Origin of the sequence: Dinghuibacter silviterrae, assembly GCF_004366355.1 — a bacterium.
In the GTDB taxonomy this organism is placed as follows: Bacteria; Bacteroidota; Bacteroidia; order Chitinophagales; family Chitinophagaceae; genus Dinghuibacter; species Dinghuibacter silviterrae.
Genome location: NZ_SODV01000001.1, coordinates 676,789 through 699,049, shown reverse-complemented (window position 1 = coordinate 699,049; position 22,261 = coordinate 676,789). Strand labels below are relative to the sequence as shown.

Here is a 22,261-nt window from a genome sequence, read left to right as displayed (position 1 = left end):
GCTAGTGTGCTTCCAACCAGTTTTCGCCAAACCCAACTTCCGCAATCACGGGCACGCTGTTGGGCAACGGCAGCGCGCCTTGCATACATTCCAGGATGACGGGTTTGATGCGCTCGACCTCGTCCCGGGGGGCGTCAAAGACCAATTCGTCGTGTACCTGGAGGATCATTCTCGACCGGAAACGTTCCTGCCGGAAGGCCTCGTGGATGCGGGTCATCGCGAGCTTGATCATATCGGCGGCCGTCCCCTGTATAGGTGAGTTGATGGCGTTTCGCTCGGCAAAACCCCTTACGGTGAAGTTCGCCGAATGGATGTCCCGGAGCCAGCGTTTGCGGCCCATCAGGGTCTCCACATACCCGTTCTCCTTGGCAAAATTGATGGTGTCATCCATATACCGCTGGATGCCGGCGAACTGGCGTTTATAGTTGTCGATGATTTCCTTTGCTTCGGTCCGGCTGATCTTCAGGTTGTCGGCCAGGCCAAAGGCGCTCTGTCCGTAGATGATGCCGAAGTTCACGCTTTTGGCCTTGTAGCGCTCGACCTTCGTGATCTCGTCCTCCGCCTTGTTGTAGACCCGGGCCGCGGTCGCTGTATGAATGTCCTTCCCCAAACGGAAGGCTTCGCACATGGCCGGGTCGCCGCTGATCGCGGCGACGATGCGCAGCTCTATCTGGGAATAGTCCGCGCTGACGAGCACATGATCCGAATCCCGGGGGATAAAGGCCTTCCGGATCTCCTTCCCCCGATCGGTACGCACGGGTATGTTTTGAAGGTTGGGGTTGTTGGAGCTCAAACGCCCGGTAACGGCGACAGCCTGGTTGTAGGACGTATGCACCCTCCCCGTCTTGCGGTTGATCATGCCGGGAAGCGCGTCGACATAGGTGGACTTCAGCTTTGTCAGTTCCCGGAAGGCAAGGATGTCGTCCACGATCTGGTGGCCCGAGTGTTTCAACAATACATCTTCGCCCGTGGCGTATTGACCGGTTTTGGTCTTTTTGGCTTTGGGGTCCAACTGTAATTTTTCAAAAAGAACCTCCCCCAATTGTTTGGGGGATGCGAGGTTAAACCGCACGCCGGCGTGTTTGTACACCCGTTCCTCGGCCTCCCGCGCTTCCCGGTCCAGTTCCTTTGAATAGTCGTTCAGAAAGGCCTCGTCCACGCGGATGCCTTCGTACTCCATGTCCACCAGGACTTTGACCAGCGGGTTTTCGACTTTCTGAAAAACTTCCTCGACGGCCTTCTCCTTCAGCATAGGGGCAAAAACCTGTTTGAGCTGGAGCGTGATGTCTGCGTCCTCCGCGGCGTAGTCCTTGATCTTCTCGTATGGGACGTCCCGCATGTTTCCCTGGTTCTTGCCTTTTTTCCCGATGAGCTCTTCGATGTGTACGGGCTCGTATCCCAGGAACTTGTTGCTGAGATAGTCCATATTACGCCGGCCCTCCGGCTCGATGACGTAGTGGGCCAGCATGGTATCGAAAATATCCCCGTCCAGGCCGGTCGCATACCATTTGAGCATGATCAGGTCATACTTGAGGTTTTGACCCACCCAGCGGATCTCCTTTTTGGAGAACAGCGGTTTGAACTTTTCGAGCAGTTTTTTTGCTGCGTCTTGCTCTTTAGGCGCGGGAACGTACCACCCCTGCCCGGGTTTTATGGCAAAGCTCATCCCCACGAGTTCGGCTTCGTTGGGATCGGTGCCGGTGGTTTCCGTGTCGAAACAGATCTCTTCTTTTTTTATCAGTTGTTTTACCAGTGCGTCGATCTCCTCCGGCGTCTGGACAAGGATGTATTCGTGAGGGGTGTTGTGGATGTTTTTGTCGGCGATGAGCGGGGTGTCGTCGCCGGGTTCGGCGCCGTCTTCGGCTGTTCCGGCCGCCGCGGCACCTTCCGCCGGGCCGGCCTCCATCGAGCCGGTCTTCGTCGAGCCGGCCTCTGCCGGTGCGCCGAACATATCGAGCTGCCCCGTGGGCGCCGCGGCCTTTTTCCCCCCGCGCGTCGGCGGGGGCGGCGCCTCGACGACGCCGGTTCCGCCAAAGGCGTCGCCTAGAATTCTTTTCCCCAGGGTCTTGAACTCCAGATCTGTAAAGAGAGCGACCAGCTCGGGGATATTCCATTCCTTCAACCGGAAGTTCTCCTCGTGGAATTCCACCGGGACGTTGGTGATGATGGTTGCCAGCTTTTTGGAAAGGATGGCATTGTCCGCACCGGCGCGGACCTTCTCACCCAGCGCGCCCTTGATCGACGCGGCGTTGGCCAGGACGTTTTCCAGGGTGCCGTATTCGGCCAGGAGCTTGGCGGCTGTTTTTTCCCCCACCCCCGCGATGCCCGGGATATTGTCCACCGCGTCGCCCATCAGCCCCAGGATGTCAATGACCCGGTCAACGGAGGGAATACTCCATTTCTCGCAGACTTCCTTTGGACCTAAGATTTCCTCTTTATTCCCCATATAGGGGGGTTTATATATAAAGACTTTATCCGTGACGAGCTGTCCATAGTCCTTGTCCGGGGTGACCATAAAGACTTCGTACCCCGCCGCTTCCGCTTCCCAGGCGAGGGTACCGATCACGTCGTCCGCCTCGTACCCGTCAACCTCCACCACGGGAATGTTGAACCCCTGGATGATGCGCTTGATGTCCGGAAGGGCGTCCAACAGATCCTCCGGCGCCTCCTGGCGGTTGGCCTTATAGGCGACGAAGTCGGTATGCCGTTCCGTGGGCGCCTCCGTGTCGAAGGCCACCGCCAGGTGTGTCGGCTTTTCCTTATTGATCAGGTCGTAGAGCGTGGTCGTAAACCCGAACTGTGCATTCGTATTGCGCCCTTTGGAGGTCAGCCTCGGATTCCGTATCAATGCGTAATACGCACGATAGACGAGCGCCATGGCATCCAGGAGGAAGAGTTTTTTGGACATGGTGCTAAGGTAGGGATTTTATCGCGGCCCCGGCTCGACGTGCGACGTCAGGTAATTAATCCAAAGCGTCTGCAGGTGCTGCGTCGTCCCCGGCCCCTCGAAGATCCCGTGGGTCCGGTTGGGATACGCCATGAAAGAGAATTGTTTGTTGTACTTCACGAGCTCGTTGACGAGCGCTTCCGCGTTTTGATAGTGGACGTTGTCGTCACCGGTGCCGTGGATATACAGGAGGTTGCCCTGGAGGTTTTTAGCGTAGGTGATGGGGGAGCCCTTGGCGTAGTCGGCCGCAGCTTCGGAGGGCAGGCCCATGTAGCGCTCTTCGTAGATGTTGTCGTAGAAGCGGAGGTTGGTCACGGCGGCTACGGCGATACCGGTTTTGTACAGACCGGGGTATTGGAACATGAGGTTGAGCGTCATGGAACCGCCGCCGCTCCAACCGAAGACGGCGGTGCGGGTGGAATCGAGCCAGGGCCATTTGAGGACCTCGCGGGTGGCCATGGCCTGGTCGTGGGCGTTGATAAAACCCACGTTCCGGTAAATGGACTTACGCCAGGCGGCGCCTTTGGGGGCCGGGGTGCCGCGGTTGTCCATGGTGATGACGACATAGCCCTTGGCGAGAGCGGACATAAGCATGCCGTTGCGTTGGGGAACGTCCTTGGCGGTGGCGCTGGCGGGTTCGCCATACACATAGAAAAGCACGGGATATTTACGGGTCGAATCGAAGCCTGCGGGCAGGGACAGGATACCGTCCATGGTGACATTATCCGCGGTCGTGACCTTGAATTTGCGGTAGGTAAATTCGGATTTGAGGGGTTTGCGATCGTCGGCGCCCTCGGGGTAGATCTTTGTGTTGCCGGGTAGCGCTACGAGACGGAGGTTGGGCGCGATGTTCAGGCTCATGTTGGTATGGACGGCGTAGCGGGCGTCGGGTGAAATATTGTAGTTGTTGGTTCCGTCAAACACAGCGGGGGTGACGCGAATGGTATCCGGTTTGGAAAGACCGGTTTTGTACAGGTAGTTCTGGGTGGCGTCGTAGGGGGTGGCATAAAAATATACTGTGCCCTTGCCTGTTTCATCTACGGCGGCGAAGTCTGCGTCAAAGCTCCCTTTGGTCAGGAGGGTTTCCTTGCTTCCGTCCCGGCTGATGCGGTAGATGTGTCTCCAGCCGTCCTTTTCGCTTGTCCACAGGAAGGATTTTCCGTGATCGACCCAGGTCCAGGGGGCGGAGTCGTATTCAAAGGGACCGGACACATCGATCCAGGAATCCGAGGTTTCGTGATAGATGGAATGCGCGGCACCGTCCGCCACGGTGCAAAGGAATACGTTCACTTCGTTCTGGTGACGGTTCAGTTGGGCGACGATGAGCTCGTTGCCGTTCCCGGCCCAGTCCATACGGGGGAGATAGTGTTGTTTCTGATCGCCGGGTATGTCCATCCAGCGGGTGCTCCCGTTGGCCACGTCGATCACGCCGATGCGGGCGGCGGAAGGATCTTCCCCGGTTTTGGGGTATTCGACGGGTACGACAAACGAATACAGGGAATCGGTATTGTCGATCATGTCGAAGAAACGGATATCGGTCGCATCGATCCGCCAGAAGGCGATGTGTTTGCTGTCCGGGCTCCAGCGGAAACCGTCGCGGCAGGCGAGCTCTTCCTCATAGGCCCAGTCGAAGGTGCCGTTGATGATCTTGGCGGTGCCGTCGGTCGTGAGGGGCGTGATGGCTCCGCTGGAAAGGTCTTCCACGTAAATGTTGTGTTTGCTCACATAAGCGGCCTTTGTACCGTCCGGGGATATTTTTGCAAACATCAAAGACGAGACGGGCAGCCCTTTCCCCAGCTGGTGGCCTTGTTTGGTGGAGAGGTCGTAAAGCCAGTAGTCACCGCGGGTCCTGGCCCTCCATACACGTTGGGTATTGGTAAAGATGAGCACCTTTGTTTTGTCGTCGGACCATACGAGGTGGTCGATCTCGGTGGGTAACCCGGCATTTTTGAGGTCCTCTGCTGTAAAGAGGGTATGGGTTTGCATTTGGGCGGAGGGATCCACGGTGGTCATGCCTTGATTCGAGCTCCAGGTCCACAACAGGTGGGAGTCCGGAAACCACTGGGCCCGGGAGAGGGAAACCGTGGGCGCCTGGGCAAAAAGGCCCGGGGCGGTACCCAGCAACAGGAAGGTCGCTAAAGAAAGTTCGCGTAGTCTCATGTGTCGATGATTTGAGAAGGCGATAAAACTAGGTATTAATTGCGCACACCCGGGACCTTTTTCCTGAAGAGGCCGAATTTATAGTGGAGCGGTTCGCCGTCCCGGTTAAAGGCATGTACGAAAAGACTCGGTCCGTGGTGAGCATAGGCGCCGGCGTTGTCGGGCAGACCCTTTTGTTTTTTCAGGTTGGTAAAAGGGATCTGTATGTCGGCGTCGGTATAGCTTCCGTCTAGCTTATAGGCCCCGGCTACGAACATGTCCAGGACGGTGGATTGGATCTCCATCCGGTCGAAAACGAGGGTGTCTCGCGAAAACCGGAAGGTGTCGTAGAGCCTGGAAAAATAGATGTTTGACAGGTCCCTATTCTTTAGCGCAAAACTGCTCAGCCTGGTAAGGGGGGTGAAACCCAGCAGTGCGCCGTCGGTAATCGCGAACCGGAGCGTGCCGTCCAGGGAGCCGGGGATCTTGTGGCCCTTGTCCGTGAGGCGGATCGACAGATCCGCCCGGGCGTTGAGGGTGCCGGCGAGATTCCTGGCGGAAAGCGAGGCCTGGCCGAAGTCGTCAAAGTCGCGGAAAAGGGACGGGAGGTCAATATGGCTAAAGGTAGCGTTGAACCGGACCAGGTTGTCGTCTACAAAGGGGCGGATACTGCCGGTGGCGTCCAGGCTGCCCTTGGCGGTATGCAGGTCAAGATGCTGAAGCGAAAAGACACCTTTATCTAAGACAACGGCGGCGTCGACACCGGTGGCAACAAAGTTTTTATAGGTGAGCTGGTCGACCCGGAGACCCGTATGGATACGGCAGTTGTGCGCGTACCGGTCTATCATGTGGCCGACGAAACTGCCATCTGGCGGGGCGCCCCGGGTTGCTTCGCCCACGGCGCCTCGGGCCGCTTTGCCCGCGGTACGCCGGTGGCCGCCTTTTCCAAGAAAATGAAGCAACTCCATTCCGTCCAGGGCAGGAGAATAAACGTGCCAGTCCAGGACCATCTTCCCGGTGTCCGTGGCCGCCAGGGCCAGGAAGTGACGGGCGGCCCCACTGATGACCAGCGGGCTTTTGCCGATGTATCCGCTGATGCGTTCCAACAGAAGGTCCTGGTGTTCCAGGCGGAGATGGGCCTGCCCACCGGTGATGACGACGTTCCGTGGTTCGTAGGTGATGACCACATCGCGAAGATCGATCCGGCCGTCCAGGTCGGGTGACACACCGCTGCTGTCGCTAAGGGGGTAATGGCCGCGGAGGTCGACATCGACCCGGCCTTTGTCAAAGGACAAGTCTTCACCCTGGAGAAGGTCACCCCAGTCCGGGACGGTATCGTGTATGGAGAGATCGAAGGCGAGGATGGCGGTGTCCAACCGCAATATTTCCAGCCGGCGGGTTTTAAATGGGATGCTTCCCTCGTATTTGCCCACCAGGGAGTCGGCCCGGATGGTGGAATTGGCGTCACCGGGTGACAGGCTGTCGTTGACGTGGTTGTTGAAAAAGCCCGTAAAGGAGCAGTCTTCGACCGTGCCGATAAAGCCTGTGACCGTGTTGTGGGCCACGGTCCAGCGTACCAGGATGCGCGGCTCATCCCCGGGTGTCATAAAACCCTCTATCGTGGCTTCCACGGCGAGCGCTTTATCAAAGCGCATGGGGGCCAGCTTCCGTTGGATCTTTGGGGTGAGCCAGGAACGGCCGGAGGCGAAGACCAGCGAAGGCGCCGAAACCCGTAACCGGAACGACCGGGTAGTATCAAACCGGAAGTCCCCATCTGCCAGGAGTGCCTGGCGGTCTATATGAAGCGCAAGGCGGCGGAAGGATAGCAGCCGGTTACCCGGCGCATAGCCAAGGGTGCCCTGCGCGCGGACGTCCTGGTCCTGGAGAAAACCTCCCTTGGCCGTGTTGAAGGCAAGGGAGTGGACTGTCACGTCCATGTCGAGACGCCAGGTGGAGGAGTCCGTGTAGGTCCCGTTGTGGTCCAGGAGGAGGCGGTGGAAGTCGAAAGCGTACAGCTTGTGCCTGACCGAGTCGGCGATCATCAACTCCACACGGTAAAATTCCACGTGAAAGGGGAGGGATGGCCTCGTGCTGTCTTTTGGGGGCCGGCTTTGCTTACCCACCCAGACGTAACCATTGTCATAACCGCCGGGACCCCGGTACAGGTAGAGCCAGCCCCCGGCCACGACCACCTTGCGGATCACGGGCCTTCCCCGCCAAAGCCCCTTCAGCCCGGGTACGATGCGCACCCGCTCCAGATAAACGGTATGCTGCCCCCTGACCGCATAGACCGAGTCGTCCACCGTTACCCCGTTGACCTGCACGGCGGGGTAGGGGAAATTACTTAAGACATTGAGACTTATATTGTTGATATGAATCTTGCCCTGGAAACGGCGGTTCAGGAAGGCATTGGCCCTGGCGGTCAGCGCTGCTTTGTTCAGGCTGAAAAGCACATAGGCACTGACGAGGAGGATCAGCCAGAGGGAGAGGAAGCCGAGGAGGATGCGCGCGCCGTATCGTAGGAGCTTCGCCATAGCGTAAACCTACCAATTTGCGGGCCACAGGGGGCGCGTCAAAGCACCCCTTCCTTGATCTCCGCCCAAAGGTCGCGGTAACACTGGGCGGCGTAGCTGGAACGGGCAAAAACTTCCACAGGCGCCTGGTAAATCCCCATTTTCTCGACGTCCGAGAGGTAAGGAATATAGCTTTGAAAGAAGTGTTTGTCCTTGTACAGCGTTTCCATGATCTCGTTGTGCAGGTTTTTGCGGAGGTCCACCATGGTAAAAAAGCAGGTCAGCTTTGCGGGGTCGAGTTCTTTTTCCTTGAAAAAAGACTTCACCATCTCATACGTTCGCGCCGAAAGGGTCGTGGGGATGACGGGCATGAGGATGATGTCGGCGGCCATAACGATGTTTTCCGCCAGGACCGAAAGCCCCGGCGGGCAGTCCATGAAGACGAAATCGTAGTCCTTTTTGAAGGTGTGGATGACGTTTTTGAGCTTTTTCCTCGAATGTTTCATCTCCTCAATCATGACGTCCAGGCTTTTGGCAGACTGGTCGGCCGGGATGATGTCGAGGTGGTCATAGTCCGTATTCATGACGGCTTCCTCAAGGTCTGAGGCCTGTGTGATGAAATTCTTGATGCCGCCCTTCAGCTTTGGCTTTACCTGGTAATAAAACGTCGTCGACCCCTGCGGATCGAGGTCCCAGAGCAGCGTCTTATACCCGTCCAGGGCGGACAAATAGGCGAAATTGACACAGCAGGCGGTCTTGCCCACGCCCCCTTTCAGGTTATACAAAGCTATGGTTGTCATGCCCTAAGATAAGATTTTTATTAACACCAAAGGTCGCTGGAGGCGACCTGCCCGAAGGGCAATCATCAGAGGTGTTGCCGCGACAGCCTAATTTAACCTTTTAGGCTGTCGCGGCAACTCCAATTTCGGAATAAGTGCTGTAAATTGCATGGAAATTCTTATTGTACTTTTTATGGAAAACAACATTAATCTTTCCAAAGACAACTATCGCACCGAGAAGGTAACGGTCCTGAGCGAGTTCGAACGGGGAGCGGTAGCCAAGTCTTTTATGTCGAACGTATTTCTCTGGATGTTCGGCGCCCTTGCGATCACCGGTGTCACCGCCTATATTTTTGCCAGCAATGCCGACACGCTGTTGAGCTTTATGTTTGCCCCGAACGCGGTTGGCCGGCTTGTTCCCACAGGTCTTGGCTATCTTGTGATTTTTGCCCCCCTGGGTTTTGTGTTGCTGATGTCTTTTGGCTACCAGCGACTGTCGGCCTCCGTTATGGCCCTGCTCTTTGTCCTGTATGCCCTGATCAACGGGATCAGCTTTAGCGTCATCCTGCTCGGTTATACGGCGTCCTCCGTTGCGACCTGCTTCTTCTCTTCCGCCGCCATGTTCGGCGTGATGGCCGTCATGGGGTATACCACGAAAAAGGACCTGACGGGTTTCGGCTCGATCATGATCATGGGGCTTATCGGGATCATCGTCGCTTCCGTCATCAACATGTTCCTCCACAGCTCCCAGATGGAATACGTCATCAGCTTTATCGGGGTACTGGTTTTCACGGGTCTTACCGCATACGACGTGCAAAAGCTGAAAAATATCGGGGCCGGGGTCAATGTAGAAGATCCCACGATCAGGAAGGTCGCCATCATGGGCGCCCTGAACCTGTACCTGGACTTCATCAACCTCTTCCTGATGATGCTGCGCCTGTTTGGCCGCCGCAGGTAGTATATATTTTTTGGAAAAATAAGACAAGCGGGCCGGGATCTTTTCCGGCCCGCTTTATATTTGCGCATAATGCATACGTGCGATCCCAACCTGTGGGTTGACCAATACGCGGACCTCCTGTACCGTTTCGCCCTTGTCCGGGTGAGCGATGGAGAGCTGGCCAGGGACCTGGTCCAGGAGACGTTTATTGCGGCCTGGAAGGGGTTGGGGTCCTTTGAGGGACAGGCGTCCGAAAAGACCTGGCTGTACAGCATCCTGCGCAACAAGATCGTGGACCACTACAGGGCCGAGGCCCGGAACATTGTGGGGAGGCTGGAAGAAAGCCGGGAAGACGAACACGTCTTTTTTGACGAGGCCGAGCACTGGAGGGGGGATACGGCACCCCGGGATTGGGGCGGTGCCCATGGTTCTTCTGTAGAAAAAAAGGAATTTTATGGGGTCCTGGAGCGTTGTAAGGAAAAGCTGGCCCGGATACAGGCGGCGGTGTTTACCATGAAATACCTGGACGACCTGGATTCGGAGGACATCTGTAAGGAGTTGTGTATTTCGTCGTCTAATTATTGGGTACTGCTCCACAGGGCAAAGCTCCACCTGCGGCAGTGCCTCGAAAGGAATTGGTTTGTATGAGGTTGATGGTCACATGTGAAGAAGCCACCGATTGGATCTCCCGGAGGGAGGAAGGGAAGCTGACGCTGTCCCGCGGGCTTCGTCTGCGCCTTCACCTCTTCCTTTGTGTGTTCTGCAGGCGCTTCAACCGGCAGAACAAAATATTGATTCATCACGTTCACCATCATAATGATGCGACCCTCTCCGACCAGGAGAAAAAAGCAATGGCCGACCGCCTCCGGGGCCTTTAACAAAACTTTGCAAACTTCCTTGTAAGGAATCAGATGTGTTGTCGTCTACCCGGAAAACACATCTTTATGTCGAATCTGACACAACAACACGCTGCCAAATTTCTTGTTGCCGGAAGCCTGATCGCCGGCTCTTTGTTCGGTCTTCAAGGGAATGCCGAAGCCGCCTCTTTACATTTTAAGACCCTGGGAAGCGGGGTCGAGCTCAGGAGCGGCCTGCTCGAAGGCACTTGCGGTGCCGGGAAGTCGGATACGACGAAATCGAAGGACCATAAGTGCGCAGCAAAGAAAGACAGCAAGAGCAAAGGCAAGGGCAAGGACGGCAAGTGCGGCCAGGGAAAATGCGGGGGTAATTAATCCTTTGAGCGGAGCTCGTTGCGGGCTCCGCTCACTCTTACAAAAAATTCTGCTATGAATACTTATGTCGGTCTTGGTCTCCGCAAGGAATTCTCCGCGGATTTCCTGGACAAGGGTATACTGCAACCGGCCTTTTTCGAAGTAGCCCCAGAAAACTGGATGAACATCGGTGGTTTCTGGGCTAAGAATTTCAGGGAAGTCCGCGATCGGTTCCCGGTACACGCCCACGGCCTGTCGCTGTCCATCGGGAGTCCGGACGCCCTGGACCGGAAATTTTTATCCCAGGTTCGTTCCTTTTTGAGGGACTACGACATCCGCGTCTATACCGAACACCTCAGCTTTTCCAAGTGTGACAACGCGCACCTGTACGACCTGCTGCCCATCCCCTTCCGGCGGGATGCGGCGCAACATGTGGCCCGGCGGGTCCAGGAGGTCCAGGATTTTCTGGGCATGCCCCTTGGTTTAGAGATCGTTTCCTACTATACACCGGTTGCGGCCGAAATGAGTGAAGTCGACTTTATCAACGAAGTCGTGCGCCTCTCCGGTTGCGGGCTTCTGTTGGACGTCAACAATGTTTTTGTAAATGCGTTTAACCATGGGTACGACGCATTCACCTTTATCGATGCCCTTCCGCTGGACAAGGTGATGTACATCCACATGGCCGGGCACGAGCAGGTGTCTCCCGATTTGATCATCGACACACACGGGCAGCCGATCATCGACCCGGTCTACGACCTTTTCGACTACGCCATCTCTCGCCTGGAGCGGCCGGTGCCGGTGTTGCTGGAGCGGGATTATAATATTCCGGAGCTCTCTGAGCTACAGGCGGAGCTTGATCGCCTGGAGGGGATTTGCGCTAAAAACTGGAGCCATGAGGTCGCTGTCGCTTGAAACGCTGCCGCCGCAGGATACGCTGTTGCCTGTAACGCTGGCCGCGCAGCAGGCCCTGGCCCGGTATTGCCGCAGCGACGAGGCCGCCGGGGTCCCCGGAGCGCTGCCCGACCGCCTGGAACAGTATCGCCGCCTCGCGCGGAACGTCATCGCCGACGGCCTTGAAAGCGCCTACCCGCTGACGGTCGCGGCGCTCGACCCTTTCGACTGGGAGACGCTGGTCTACCGGTTTTTTGCGGAACACGATTGCCAGGAGGCCCAGGTGTGGCGGATGCCGATGGAGTTTATGGAGTTTGTTCAGGGGATCGCGGAGGCCCCAGGCCGGCCGGCCGGGCTCCTCGACAAATACCCCTTCCTTTTGGAACTCCTCTTCTTCGAATGGACCGAAATCGAGCTGTATATGATGGAAGACCTGCCGGTTCCCGCCTACGGGCCCGTTCGCAACTGGACGCAGGATACCCTTGTTTTTCACCCTGAACACCGGTTGCTCCTGTTTTCTTACCCCGTCCACCTCGGTAAGCCGGATGCGGAACCGGGACAATATGCGGTCCTGGCCTTCCGCGACCCCGAGACCGGTGAGGTGCAGTTCATCGACCTGTCGCTGACATTCGCGTGGCTGCTGGACGGGCTGATCACGACCGGCTGTTCGCTGGCCGCTTTCCTGGAACAACACCCTGAGGCACCGGCAGCGCTTTTGCTGGCGGAAGCACCTGCTTTTTTTCAACACTTATCCGGGCTCCGGTTTATCCGTGGCGCCCGACGCTAAAAAAACTTTCTATGTATCAACGCATGATCCGCAGGGTCGAGACCCTGCAGCCGATCCTTCTTTTGGCTATCCGTCTCGTTTTGGGGTATGGCTTTTATACTACGTGCATCGAGAAGTGGAAAAATATTTCCGATGTGGCGGAGTGGTTTGCGTCGCTGCACATACCGGCGCCGTTTTTAAACGCGTACCTGTCGGCAACGACGGAGGCCGTGGGTGTCGTATTGCTTGTTCTTGGTTTGGGGACCAGGGTGATTACCATACCGCTGATGATCCTGCTTGTTGTTGCCATTGCCACGGTGCATTGGGGGCATGGGTTTGAGGCGGGGAATAACGGGTTTGAGATTCCGCTGTATTACTTGTTGTTGTTGGGGGTGTTGTTGGTGAGTGGGGGTGGGAGGTTGAGCGTAGACTATTTGCTGGGGCGGGCTAGACATTAGACTTATCAGTCTCACCGCCTTTTGGCTTTTTAAATCTGCGCCAAATGAAGACAGACGCCAATCCAATAATTACACTGGCGGCGATTGTCGCTGCTGATCCGGGAAACCCGCGATAAATGCCGTAAAAAAAGAGAGACACTACGAGGATCACAGACCCCAGGGCTGACTTGCTCATACTTTGCAAGTGTATCCGGATCGGGTACTGGTCCGACAAATTTTTGCGCAATAACGGTGGGGGATTGAACAGTCGGTTTAGCGCTTGGTGAAGGACTTTTTTTCGAGTAATCCATTGCTTGTTTTGATAAGCGCCTCCTCAAAGGACCTTTTCAATTCTTCTGTGTCCTCCACTTTGGCAATCTCATTCATTATTTCTTGTACCTGTTTATCTAGTCCCTTGTAGGATACTGAATAAGAGACAGGCTTAAAAAAGGAAATGCCATTCCAAAACCCTTTCCAGAGAGTCCGGATGTGACTTTTTTCAATGGGCAGTAGAAGTTGATAACTCATTTTTTAGACTTTCTTTTTTGGGGTTTCAAGTCCTCTGCCGTAATAAAGCCTGCTCTTAGGAGGAAGTATTGGGCGGCCACTTTGGAAGCAAAGGGTTCCCCCCGAGCGACGAATAGCGGCGGTCAGTTCTTTTACATGTTGTTTCTTCATACAACAAATGTAAAATTCATTTTTGATATAAGCAATAGTAAAAAGAGAAATTATCTTGGCTGCAATCCGCCAGCAGTGGGAATAGTACTATATAGAAGTATGTAGAATAAAATCTTATTTCTTCAGCTCGGTGAGCTGCTTTTGCAGCGCATACATCTCATCGCGCAAACGCGCCGCTTCCATGAAGTCGAGGTCGCGGGCGGCCTTTTCCATTTCCTTTTTGACGGTGGTGATGCCCTTTTCGAGTTGGGGGATTGTTTTGTAGGTTTCCTGTTCTTCGGCGACGGCGGGGACGAGCTCGGAGTCGGGGGCGAGGGCGTAGGGGTCGCGGGGGTCGTAGCCTTTGATGTCGAGCACGGAGGTTTGGGCAAAGACTTGTTCTTTGGATTTTTGAACGGTCTTGGGTTGGATGCCGTGGAGCTCGTTGTAGGCGATCTGTTTGTCGCGGCGGCGGTTGGTCTCGTCTATGGTGCGCTGCATGCTTTCGGTCATGGTATCGGCGTAGAAGATGACTTTGCCGTCGACGTTTCGGGCGGCGCGGCCGGCGGTTTGGGTAAGAGACTTTTCGTTGCGGAGGAAGCCCTCTTTGTCGGCGTCGAGGATGGCGACAAGGGTGACTTCGGGGAGGTCGAGGCCTTCGCGGAGGAGGTTGACGCCGACGAGGACGTCGATCTCCCCGAGACGGAGCTGGCGGAGGATCTCGACGCGGTCGAGGGTGTGGACCTCGCTGTGGATATACTTGGACTTGATGTTGATGCGGTGGAGGTATTTGTCGAGCTCTTCGGCCATGCGCTTGGTGAGCGTGGTGACGAGGATGCGTTCCCGGCGGGCGGCCCTTTGGGCGATCTCGTGGAGGAGGTCGTCGATCTGGCCGTCGCTGGGCCGTATCTCGATGGGGGGATCGAGGAGGCCGGTGGGGCGGACCACCTGTTCGACGACGATGCCGCCGGTTTGTTCGAGTTCGTATTCACCGGGGGTGGCGGAGACGAAGACGGCCTGGTTGAGCAGGGAATCGAATTCGTGGAAGTTGAGGGGGCGGTTGTCGAGGGCAGAAGGCAGGCGGAAGCCGTAGTCGACGAGGATGAGCTTGCGGCTGCGGTCGCCACCGTACATGCCGCTGACCTGCGGGATGGTTTGGTGGCTTTCGTCGATCATGATCAGGAAGTCTTTGGGGAAATAGTCTAGGAGACAAAATGGCCGGGTTCCGGGGTTGCGGCGGTCGAAAAAGCGGGAGTAGTTTTCGATGCCGTTGCAGTAGCCCAGCTCGCGGATCATCTCGATGTCGTAGTTGACGCGTTCCCCGAGGCGTTGGGCTTCGATGTACCGGCCGTTGTTTTTGAAGTAGTCGACCTGGCCGGCGAGCTCGTCCTGCATTTCATAAAGGATCTGCTGGAGCATGTTTTTGGGGGCGACATACAGATTGGCGGGGAAAATGGCGGCGTGTTCCATGGTCCCAATGCGTTTGCCCGTCGCGGGATCGAAGCTTTCGATGGTTTCTATTTCGTCTCCGAAGAAGGTGATGCGGTAGGCGTAGTCGACATAGGGAAGATTGATGTCGACGGTGTCTCCCTTGACACGGAACTGGCCGCGGTTGAAGTCGATCTGGGTGCGGCTGTAGAGGGCGTTCACGAGGGCGTGGAGAAAACCCTGACGGCTGAGGACTTGTCCGGCGGCAACGCGGATGATGCCGTTTTCGTATTCGGTGGGGTTGCCCATACCATAGATACAGCTCACGCTGGCGACGACCAGGATGTCGCGACGGCCGGTGAGGAGGTTGGACGTGGCCCGGAGGCGGAGCTTGTCGAGCTCTTCGTTGATGGACAGGTCTTTTTCGATATAGGTGTCGCTAACGGGCATGTATGCCTCGGGCTGGTAGTAGTCGTAATACGAGACGAAGTATTCGATGGCGTTGTTGGGGAAAAAAGACCGGAACTCCCCGTACAGTTGGGCGACGAGGGTCTTGTTGTGGGTCAGGACGAGGGTGGGTCTTTGGACGTTCTGGATGACGTTGGCCATGGTAAAGGTCTTCCCGGAACCGGTGACGCCAAGGAGGGTTTGGTATTTCTCACCGTTCAGGATCCCCTCGGTGAGCTGACGGATGGCCTCCGGCTGGTCGCCGGAGGGGGTATAGGGGGAGACGAGTTCGAAAGGCATGGAGGCGATAGGTTAAGGGGGTAAAAATACCGAAATATCCGCGCCCGGGACCACACCGGGCCGAGACACCTGAGACCCGGGCCCGCTGGGCCGGCGGGTGGCCGTAAATGGCTCCGGGCCGGATTCTGAGCAGATTTTGAGTTAATTATTACGAAAATTTAAAGAAATCTTTACATAACCTTTAAGTTTCCCCTGGTCCTTTTTTCCCCCTTTTCCCTCCTGTTACTTTGCGGTCTCAAAACCAACTGATCAATGTCCAATAAATTGCTGCGAATAAGCTCCCTGGTGGGGCTGGCATGTCTGGGCGCCTCCTCCCTCTGGGCCGGGGGAATCAAGGGGAAGGTCACCGACAAGGAGACCGGCGAACCCCTGATTGGCGCCACTGTTACTCTCGAACACACAAGGTATGCGACCGTCGTAAACCTGGACGGGACTTTCAACCTGAAACACGTACCGGCCGGGAAATATGAGCTGGAAGTGAAATATGTGGGATATAAGGAGCCGGAACACGTGGAAGTCATCATCGATGACGCGAACGGAGACAAGGAAGTCGACTTCACCCTGGAGAGCGCCGCCAAGGAAATCACTACCATCACCGTACAAGGTGCGGGTAACGGGACGAACGACCAAAGCGCGCGTCTGATCGAAAAGAAAGCAGACAACGTGATGAACCTTTTGTCTGCCAAGAACATTGAATTGTCGCCCGACGTGACGGTGGCCAACGCCCTGCAACGCGTGAGCGGTGTGACCATCCAACGGAGCAATACCGGGGAAGGCCGTTACGCTATCATACGCGGGATGGACCAACGCTACAACAACACCCTGGTCAACGGCGTCAAGATCCCGAGCCCGGACGACAAGTATCGCTTTGTCCCGATGGACATCTTCCCCTCTGAAATGATCGACCGCCTCGAAATCATCAAGGCACTGACGCCCAACATGGAAGGCGATGCGATCGGGGGTACGATGAACCTGGTGATGAAGAACGCGCCCGAACGTTTCCTGTTTTCGGTCAACGGCTCCGGTGGGTACTCCACGATCTTCAACACCCAGCCGTTTTTGGGCTTTCCCCATTCGGGCATCAACAAGAAGTCGCCCGCCGAAGTCAACGGCAACAACTATGCAGCGACCTATCCCGGTGATTTTCCGACCAACATTTTCAACTATTCGGATAAAAGCAATCCCATCAACAGCACCCTGGGGATGACCATCGGCGACCGGTTCCTGAACAAAAAGCTGGGGGTGATCCTGTCGGCCAGCTACCAGAACTTTTACGAAGGCTCGACTTCAAAAAGACTGGTTCCCGACGCCCAGCCCGTTTTCCAACCGACAGCCAACACGCTGAATTTCTCAGATTCTTATATCCGTCAATACAGTACCCAAACCAATCGTCTGGGCTTGCAGGGTAAGATCGACTATGTGTTCAACAGCAAAAACACGATCTCCCTCTTTGGTCTTTATCTGCACCAGAACGAGTACGAGACGCGCTATACGCCCGACACGACCGTGGGTCTGAACTCCTCCAATACGCAATCCCAGTTGTCCCCGGAATACCGGAGCACCTGGACGATCCAGAACATCGCCAACGCTACCCTGCACGGGGAACACCAGTTGGGCGAAAAGGTAAAGCTGGACTGGAGCGGTGTGTATTCCAAGGCCGAAAAGAAAATGCCTGACCAATCCTGGTACAGTTTTGACGCAACGGTAACGACCAACAACGGCAAAATCGTCAGCGTGGATTCCACCGTTCAACCCTCCACCGGTATCATGAACCGTGTATGGGAACACAATACGGACCAGGACGAAGCAGGTTACCTCAACCTTACTTATAAGCCAAGGATCTTTAAAAGGGATGTCGAATTCATGACTGGCGGTCTGTATCGGTATAAGACCCGGACCAACTATTATGATGCCTATTCCCTCCAGGCAGACGTCCAGGCGACTACGCCCTTCCACGGGATCGACCAACTGCCCCTTTACTTCCAAACCCCGGGCGACGCTTATGGGTACAATACCGCTGTCGGTGCCAATACCTATACTGCCCACGAAAAAACAGGGGCGGGCTATATCCAGGCCAAGTTCATGGTCGTGAAGTCCCTCCAGGTCCTGGGCGGTGTACGCGTGGAAAACACGAATATGGACTACACCACCACCCTGCCGGAAACCTACCCGGTCGGCGCCAGCGGTACGGTTCATTATACCGACGTGCTGCCCAGCGTGCACTTCAAGTATTTCATCAGTGAGAACCAAAACCTCCGGTTGTCGTATTTCAAGTCGATCAGCCGTCCCGGCTTTGGCGAGTATGTTCCCTATAACCTGCCTGGCGAAGTGTTCACCGAGATCGGGAACCCCGAGCTGAAACACGTAAGGGCTGACAACCTCGACCTCCGGTACGAACTTTTCCCCGGTCTGACCGACCAGTTCCTGATCGGCGGCTTCTACAAAAAACTGGAAAACCCGATCGAATATTTCGTGACCAGGGACAACAGCCCGAGCAGCCTGTACATCCAGCCGCAGAATACGAACAGCGCTACCAACATCGGCGCCGAAGTCGTCATTGCCAAATTCTTCGGAAAGTTCGGCGTGTCGGCCAACTATACCTATACGCACTCTAGGATCACGACGATCAAGTTGTTGTACCACCAGGTGACGACGTCGAACGGCACCTCGGTCGTCACGGACTCCGTCAACCAGTCCCGTCCTTTGCAAGGTCAGGCAGACAATGTCGGGAACGTCTCCTTCTTGTATAAAGACCCCAAATTCGGCCTCAACGTACAGCTTGCCTTTGCCTATACCGGTTCCCGGATCGCCCAGGTATCCCAATATGCAGGCCTGGACATCTGGCAAAAACCCTTCGGTCAGTTGGACCTGTCCTTCGAAAAGCGGATCCTCAAAGGATTCTTTTTCTACGCCAAGATCAACAACCTGACCAACGCACCTGCGAAGTTTTTCATCAAACAGCCTTACACGACGGTGGATGCCAACTTCAAGGGGTACTCGATTCCCTTCCAGGATTCCGGGAGCAACTATACCGTTGCCGAAAAAGACATGTACAAGATCAGCTACCTCGGTGGTCTGAGGTATAAATTCTAAAACGATACTGTATGAACACACAGAAAATATTACTTCTTCTTGTTACCTGTGGCATTTTCGCCTCTTGTAACAAATGGGCGGAGGATAAATCCAACCTTTCCAAATACGTAGTTCCGGCGCCGACCGGGGGGGTGATCAGTGATTCCACGCCCCTCAGCGGTTCCATCAAAGGGGTCATGCTCGCGGGCAAGACCTATACGCTCGGCGGTGACATCATCATCCCCCGGGGCGATACCCTGCTCATCCAGTCCGGTGTAACCATCAATGTGACGAACAGCGCCGGTATCGTGGTACACGGAGTCCTGGCCAGCATCGGTACCAAAGACGCCCCCAACGTATTTACTGTTCCGGGCGTTCGCAAAAACAACACCCCCAATTTGCCCATCGACCAGGATTCGGCTCACATCGGTCTTTGGAGAGGGATCATGTGCGATACGAGCTGCACCATGCTGGTGTTGAAATGGACGCACATCGACTTCGCCGGTGCCAACTATGGGACCGCGGACGGCGCCCAGGTCAACGAAAGCGCCGGTACGTCGTTTAATATTCTTTTCCAAAACCCCAACGGCTACTTCATCATGGAGGACTGCTGGCTCTACGGTGGGACGGACGACGCCGTCCGTATCTCCAGCGGGAAAATTCACTTGTTCCGTAACACGATGGAGAAGTGCGGCGGATCGGGTGGGGACATCCTCAACTGTAAAGGGGGCACCGTCGGGACCATGGGGTATAACTTCTTCATCGGTACCGCTTATAACGGCCAGAAGGCTTCCAACAAAGGCCAGGGCGTAGGCGCTCCCCAGACGAACATCGTCATGTACAACACCACCTTCGTCAACGGGGGTGTACAGATCGTACCGGGCGCCCGTGCCGGGGGTATCGACTTTGAACAAGGTGCCGCCGGGGCTTTCTTTAACAACGTCTTCATCAACTGCCGGGTAGGCTACCGCGTCGTCAACAACCCCGTCGCTGACACGGCCCACCTGACCTACGGGTACAACTACCAATGGGCCGACTCCCTGGTGATCGCCGACCAGTTCTTCACTTTTGGCGGTGTGTGCACCAAGCCGATGCCGACAGACCTGCCCAATCCTTCCACCTATCTGCCTGCGAATTTCTACTATCCGAATCCGCCCGCCAATGCGTATGACGGGACACCGGCCGTACAACAGCTGAACCCGGAGTTTGTGAACTATCCCCTCCCGGTAGTGGGCGAACCCCTGTTTGCCTATACGGCCATCGGGTCCTTTGACTTCCACCTGTCGTCAAAGTCCGCCCTGATCGGGAAAGGAACCACCACGGCGGTTGCCCCGATGACGGTCGTCCCCATGGGCGCGATCTACGGGGCCTCCGAGGTGACGCCTCCGGGTGCTGACCTGGGGTGCTACCAGATCAATGGCAGCGGCAACCAACACTAGTCCATCCATTATCCCATACAAAACATCGGGGGCGAGCCTGCTCCCGGTGTTTTTTCTTTTTATACTATGAGACTGTTTCTGATCATTTGCGTGCTGGGGCTTGTCAGTTGCTCCAAGAAGGGTTCCGGGTCTGGGTCTTCTATTGACACTCTGCCGTTGGCGGGTACGGTCGACAAAGCGGATACCCTGACGGTCATGGCGTACAACGTCCTGAGCTATGGAGACTATTGCCAGGCGCCACCGGCCGCCCTGGACGGCTATCTACGTACCATCGTGGGGTATGTGCACCCGGACCTCCTGAGCTGTGAAAAAATGAATCCCTTTCCGTTTACGCCCGGGGCTTCCGGAAACCTGGCGGATGAGATCGTCGCTTCGGACCTGCCTTCGGGTTATGCCTATTGCACCCCCACCGGCGCCACCGGGCAGGCGGATGTGTCGGTGTTGTTTTATAATACCCGAAAGATGACCTACGTGCGCACACAGACGTTGGTCCGGGATATTACCGACTTCGACCTCTATACGCTTTATTACAATGACGTCAATTTGTCGATCACGCACGATACGACCTTTTTGTACATCCTGGTGAATCACACCCAATCGGGTTCTTCCAGCACGGACCGGGACCGCCAGGTGACCGAGGAAGCAACGGCGCTCCGGGCGGAATTTGCTTTTTACCCCAACCTTATTGTGATGGGTGATTTCAATACAAGGCTCAGCGATGAGGCCGGTTACCAGGCGCTCGTGACGTCGACCGATTCTGCAACGCTTTTGTCCGACCCGCCCTATTATCCGGACAGGGCCCTTACCTATCCGGGGAACTGGGATGGGACGCCTTACCGTTATGGCCCCTACCTGACGACCTCGACGCGGTTGTCCGCCACTGTGCCCAATGCCTGTGGGACCAGCGGAGGGGCTAAGTCGTGGTATGACCATATTTTTGTGTCGCCCTGGCTGGTGTCCGGGACAAATTATATGCACTACGTGCCGCATTCGTATGTGACTATAGGAAATGACGGGAACCGGTTGGGGGTGGACATCAACAGCACGAGTCCCGTGGCGAATACCTCGGCGCCGGATACGGTGATACAGGCGTTGTGGCAGTTTTCCAATAAGTATCCAGTTTGTGTGAGGGTGGCCGTGAAGGCGAACAGGAATGGGGTGAGTCCGAAGGATCCCTAAATTTTATTATATTCGTTTGCTGCCCCAAACCATATAATATGAAAAGGACGCTTTTGCTCGTTTGCCTTGTTTCGACGGCCCACTGTCTTTTTGCACAATGGACAACGACCGGCAATAACATTTATAATTCCAATACCGGATTTGTTGGGATTGGCTCCTCTCCCGGCTGGACATTGAGTAAGCTGACCGTATTGGATTCGGTATATTACAAGACACAGGGAGGACTTTCGTTGGGGGTATTCACGCTCGTGAATAAATACAACGGTATAGGGTCCAATATGGCGCTTTTTGAAAGTCCCAATCCTGCCGCCAATGCTCAGATCGCCTTCTTCATCCCGGCTCAAAGCGTTGCGGGGATACAGGCGCAAAATTATAATACCGGTGTTTCCACCGGTCTTGCGTTAAACCCGCAGGGTGGGAATGTGGGTATTGGTATTGCCAATCCGGCAAATGCGCTACAGGTGGTGCAAACCAATACCTTCAATTGGTCCAATCCTGTGACCTATGCCATCGACCTGGCCCAAAACGGGTCAAACCTGGGGATTGGAGGGTATGGCTCGGGAGCCGTTCTTCAGTCCTTTAATACCTTGCCGCTGTTTCTCAATCCTATCGGCAACAATGTAATTATCAATGGCAGCAGTACTTCAAATGTACTCATAGGGGAGACTTCGCAGGTGAATACCGCGTATCGCCTGGATGTAAACGGGACGATCCGCGCCACTGGGGTTACCGTCAACACTTCCGGTGCAGATTTCGTGTTTGACAGTACCTACCGGCTATCCGCCTTGAGCGACATTGGTGCGTACGTTCGGTCAAATCATCACCTTCCCGGTATCGCGACGGCGGTACAAATGCAAAAAGAGGGTGTTGAACTGAGTGCCTTTACCACCCAGTTGCTTCAAAAAATAGAGGAACTGACCTTGTATTCTGTCGAGGCGGATAAAAAGATGAACGAGCAGCAAACATTGCTGCTGCAACTTCAAACCGAATTAAAGGCGCAGCAGGAGGAGATTGACCGGCTGAAGGTGCAATTGGCCAGGCACTAAGGGTAAGGGCCGGGTGCAACCGTTTGCCCGGTTTTTTTGCCCCCCGCTGGCCGCCTGCCCCATCAGCCGTATC

General features: G+C 55.7%; 17 protein-coding genes. 11 read left to right on the top strand and 6 right to left on the bottom strand.

Annotated features, from left to right (window positions below):
• Nucleotide 1: 1 nt before the first annotated feature.
• The 4 genes from polA to EDB95_RS03045 are packed head-to-tail and all read right to left on the bottom strand — an operon-like array spanning nucleotide 2 to nucleotide 8,399.
• Nucleotides 2-2,908, bottom strand: coding sequence for a DNA polymerase I (gene polA / locus EDB95_RS03060; RefSeq protein ID WP_133990461.1), 2,907 nt, complete (start codon nucleotides 2,906-2,908; stop codon nucleotides 2-4).
• An 18-nt stretch (nucleotides 2,909-2,926) separates the two neighbouring features.
• Nucleotides 2,927-5,107 (bottom strand): S9 family peptidase, encoded by a 2,181-nt coding sequence (locus tag EDB95_RS03055; protein ID WP_133990459.1) that lies wholly within the window; start codon nucleotides 5,105-5,107, stop codon nucleotides 2,927-2,929.
• Nucleotides 5,108-5,142: 35 nt separating this feature from the next.
• On the bottom strand, nucleotides 5,143-7,620 hold the full coding sequence (locus EDB95_RS03050; protein WP_133990457.1) for an AsmA family protein: 2,478 nt from the start codon (nucleotides 7,618-7,620) through the stop codon (nucleotides 5,143-5,145).
• A 38-nt stretch (nucleotides 7,621-7,658) separates the two neighbouring features.
• Nucleotides 7,659-8,399 carry a ParA family protein gene (locus EDB95_RS03045; protein WP_133990455.1) on the bottom strand — a complete coding sequence of 247 codons (741 nt, stop codon included), beginning with the start codon at nucleotides 8,397-8,399 and terminating at the stop codon, nucleotides 7,659-7,661.
• A 172-nt stretch (nucleotides 8,400-8,571) separates the two neighbouring features.
• Between EDB95_RS03045 and EDB95_RS03040 the strand changes: the two genes are divergently transcribed.
• The 7 genes from EDB95_RS03040 to EDB95_RS03010 all read left to right on the top strand — a co-directional run bounded on the left by EDB95_RS03040 (nucleotide 8,572) and on the right by EDB95_RS03010 (nucleotide 12,641).
• Entirely contained in the window at nucleotides 8,572-9,336 is a 765-nt protein-coding gene (locus EDB95_RS03040) for a Bax inhibitor-1/YccA family protein (RefSeq protein ID WP_133990453.1), read from the top strand.
• Nucleotides 9,337-9,405: 69 nt separating this feature from the next.
• The gene (locus tag EDB95_RS03035; protein ID WP_133990451.1) at nucleotides 9,406-9,963 is read left to right on the top strand and encodes a sigma-70 family RNA polymerase sigma factor; all 558 of its coding nucleotides are present in this window, start codon (nucleotides 9,406-9,408) and stop codon (nucleotides 9,961-9,963) included.
• A complete protein-coding gene (locus EDB95_RS03030; protein WP_133990449.1) occupies nucleotides 9,960-10,193 on the top strand; it encodes an anti-sigma factor family protein in 234 nt (77 codons plus the stop codon). Before EDB95_RS03035 ends, EDB95_RS03030 begins: the two co-directional genes overlap by 4 nt.
• A gap of 66 nt (nucleotides 10,194-10,259) precedes the next feature.
• Nucleotides 10,260-10,547, top strand: coding sequence for a hypothetical protein (locus tag EDB95_RS03025; protein WP_133990447.1), 288 nt, complete (start codon nucleotides 10,260-10,262; stop codon nucleotides 10,545-10,547).
• 54 nt (nucleotides 10,548-10,601) lie between these two features.
• The gene (locus EDB95_RS03020) at nucleotides 10,602-11,438 is read left to right on the top strand and encodes an HvfB family MNIO-type RiPP peptide maturase (RefSeq protein WP_133990445.1); all 837 of its coding nucleotides are present in this window, start codon (nucleotides 10,602-10,604) and stop codon (nucleotides 11,436-11,438) included.
• The gene (locus tag EDB95_RS03015) at nucleotides 11,419-12,204 is read left to right on the top strand and encodes an HvfC/BufC N-terminal domain-containing protein (RefSeq protein WP_133990443.1); all 786 of its coding nucleotides are present in this window, start codon (nucleotides 11,419-11,421) and stop codon (nucleotides 12,202-12,204) included. Before EDB95_RS03020 ends, EDB95_RS03015 begins: the two co-directional genes overlap by 20 nt.
• Before the next feature lie 11 nt (nucleotides 12,205-12,215).
• Nucleotides 12,216-12,641 carry an HvfX family Cu-binding RiPP maturation protein gene (locus EDB95_RS03010; protein WP_133990441.1) on the top strand — a complete coding sequence of 142 codons (426 nt, stop codon included), beginning with the start codon at nucleotides 12,216-12,218 and terminating at the stop codon, nucleotides 12,639-12,641.
• 510 nt (nucleotides 12,642-13,151) lie between these two features.
• Here EDB95_RS03010 and EDB95_RS27215 read toward each other — a convergent pair.
• Together EDB95_RS27215 and uvrB are read right to left on the bottom strand one after the other, a co-directional pair.
• Nucleotides 13,152-13,298 (bottom strand): hypothetical protein, encoded by a 147-nt coding sequence (locus EDB95_RS27215; RefSeq protein ID WP_162852466.1) that lies wholly within the window; start codon nucleotides 13,296-13,298, stop codon nucleotides 13,152-13,154.
• Between the two features lie 114 nt (nucleotides 13,299-13,412).
• Nucleotides 13,413-15,452 carry an excinuclease ABC subunit UvrB gene (gene uvrB, locus EDB95_RS03005; RefSeq protein ID WP_133990439.1) on the bottom strand — a complete coding sequence of 680 codons (2,040 nt, stop codon included), beginning with the start codon at nucleotides 15,450-15,452 and terminating at the stop codon, nucleotides 13,413-13,415.
• Between the two features lie 252 nt (nucleotides 15,453-15,704).
• On the opposite strand from uvrB, the gene EDB95_RS03000 reads away from it, so the two are divergent.
• The 4 genes from EDB95_RS03000 (at nucleotide 15,705) to EDB95_RS02985 (ending at nucleotide 22,188) form a co-directional block, all read left to right on the top strand.
• Nucleotides 15,705-18,545, top strand: coding sequence for a TonB-dependent receptor (locus tag EDB95_RS03000; RefSeq protein ID WP_133990437.1), 2,841 nt, complete (start codon nucleotides 15,705-15,707; stop codon nucleotides 18,543-18,545).
• A gap of 11 nt (nucleotides 18,546-18,556) precedes the next feature.
• Nucleotides 18,557-19,963 (top strand): hypothetical protein, encoded by a 1,407-nt coding sequence (locus EDB95_RS02995; RefSeq protein WP_133990435.1) that lies wholly within the window; start codon nucleotides 18,557-18,559, stop codon nucleotides 19,961-19,963.
• A 66-nt stretch (nucleotides 19,964-20,029) separates the two neighbouring features.
• Entirely contained in the window at nucleotides 20,030-21,142 is a 1,113-nt protein-coding gene (locus tag EDB95_RS02990; protein WP_133990433.1) for an exonuclease/endonuclease/phosphatase family protein, read from the top strand.
• 38 nt (nucleotides 21,143-21,180) lie between these two features.
• Entirely contained in the window at nucleotides 21,181-22,188 is a 1,008-nt protein-coding gene (locus tag EDB95_RS02985) for a hypothetical protein (RefSeq protein ID WP_133990431.1), read from the top strand.
• Nucleotides 22,189-22,261: the final 73 nt, after the last annotated feature.

Bases quoted from the DNA above. Each gene is read 5' to 3' on its own strand.
- EDB95_RS03030 (WP_133990449.1), top strand. From the start codon at position 9,960: ATGAGGTTGATGGTCACATGTGAAGAAGCCACCGATTGGATCTCCCGG.
- EDB95_RS03010 (WP_133990441.1), top strand. From the start codon at position 12,216: ATGTATCAACGCATGATCCGCAGGGTCGAGACCCTGCAGCCGATCCTT.
- EDB95_RS03035 (WP_133990451.1), top strand. From the start codon at position 9,406: ATGCATACGTGCGATCCCAACCTGTGGGTTGACCAATACGCGGACCTC.
- EDB95_RS03055 (WP_133990459.1), bottom strand. From the start codon at position 5,107: ATGAGACTACGCGAACTTTCTTTAGCGACCTTCCTGTTGCTGGGTACC.
- EDB95_RS03050 (WP_133990457.1), bottom strand. From the start codon at position 7,620: ATGGCGAAGCTCCTACGATACGGCGCGCGCATCCTCCTCGGCTTCCTC.
- EDB95_RS03015 (WP_133990443.1), top strand. From the start codon at position 11,419: ATGAGGTCGCTGTCGCTTGAAACGCTGCCGCCGCAGGATACGCTGTTG.
- EDB95_RS03040 (WP_133990453.1), top strand. From the start codon at position 8,572: ATGGAAAACAACATTAATCTTTCCAAAGACAACTATCGCACCGAGAAG.
- EDB95_RS03000 (WP_133990437.1), top strand. From the start codon at position 15,705: ATGTCCAATAAATTGCTGCGAATAAGCTCCCTGGTGGGGCTGGCATGT.
- EDB95_RS02995 (WP_133990435.1), top strand. From the start codon at position 18,557: ATGAACACACAGAAAATATTACTTCTTCTTGTTACCTGTGGCATTTTC.
- EDB95_RS03020 (WP_133990445.1), top strand. From the start codon at position 10,602: ATGAATACTTATGTCGGTCTTGGTCTCCGCAAGGAATTCTCCGCGGAT.
- EDB95_RS02985 (WP_133990431.1), top strand. From the start codon at position 21,181: ATGAAAAGGACGCTTTTGCTCGTTTGCCTTGTTTCGACGGCCCACTGT.
- EDB95_RS02990 (WP_133990433.1), top strand. From the start codon at position 20,030: ATGAGACTGTTTCTGATCATTTGCGTGCTGGGGCTTGTCAGTTGCTCC.
- polA (WP_133990461.1), bottom strand. From the start codon at position 2,908: ATGTCCAAAAAACTCTTCCTCCTGGATGCCATGGCGCTCGTCTATCGT.
- EDB95_RS03025 (WP_133990447.1), top strand. From the start codon at position 10,260: ATGTCGAATCTGACACAACAACACGCTGCCAAATTTCTTGTTGCCGGA.
- EDB95_RS27215 (WP_162852466.1), bottom strand. From the start codon at position 13,298: ATGAAGAAACAACATGTAAAAGAACTGACCGCCGCTATTCGTCGCTCG.
- EDB95_RS03045 (WP_133990455.1), bottom strand. From the start codon at position 8,399: ATGACAACCATAGCTTTGTATAACCTGAAAGGGGGCGTGGGCAAGACC.
- uvrB (WP_133990439.1), bottom strand. From the start codon at position 15,452: ATGCCTTTCGAACTCGTCTCCCCCTATACCCCCTCCGGCGACCAGCCG.